This is a genomic window from Terrisporobacter othiniensis, from assembly GCF_000808015.1.
Lineage (GTDB): Bacteria > Bacillota > Clostridia > Peptostreptococcales > Peptostreptococcaceae > Terrisporobacter > Terrisporobacter muris.
Map to the genome: position 1 here is coordinate 1 of NZ_JWHR01000033.1, position 821 is coordinate 821.

Below are 821 nucleotides of genomic sequence, written 5' to 3' on the forward strand. Positions count from 1 at the left end.
TATTAAAAGTTGTTTTAAATGTTCTCTCATCATGGTTAGTTTTAAATTATCTTCTATATTATAAGTAAACTTCACATTCTTGTTTATCATTTCAAAATCATAAATTACTTCACTAACAACATTATAAATATTTACTTCTTTCAAGTTATCATTTATTACTAATTCATTTTCTACTTTGCTAAGCTGAAGCAAATCATTCACTAATTTCGTTAGTCTTTCTACTTCATTTAAACTAACTTTTATGGATTTATCTAAAGTTTCCTTATCATTTTTACCCCATCTATCTAACATTTTTAGATGTCCATTTATTATTGTTAAAGGCGTTCTAAGCTCATGAGATGCATCATTTACAAATTGTTTTTGTGAATTAAAAGAGTCTTCAACCTCATCCATCATACTGTTAAATACCATATTAACTTTATCAAATTCATCTTTTTTATCATATATATCTACTCTATTAGAAATGCCTTTTTCTTTTATTTTTTCCATGGTATCTCTTAGTTTTTTCAGTTTGTGTACAAATTTTTTAGAAATATACATTCCTGCCAATATACTGATAATAATTACTAAAACAACTACACATATCATTATGTGAAGAGTAGCTTTCAAATAATCTTTAAACATATCTGTTTTTTTGAAAATATAAATATTATTTTTCTCGCCCTTAATATTTATGGGGGCATTTAGCACCACATTATCATATTTCAATTTTAGAAATACTTTTGATTTAATTTTATTTATATTATCAAATTCCAGATTTTGTGGTACTTCTTTTATGGAGTTGAAAATTATCTCTTTATTTTCATTATAAATTATAGCAT

Annotated in this window: 1 protein-coding gene; it reads right to left on the reverse strand. The window is 23.9% G+C overall.

The genetic code is table 11. The features are described from left to right. Window positions 1-821, reverse strand: an 821-nt coding sequence (locus QX51_RS02910; RefSeq protein ID WP_039678416.1) for a HAMP domain-containing sensor histidine kinase, incomplete at both ends; no start/stop codon positions are given.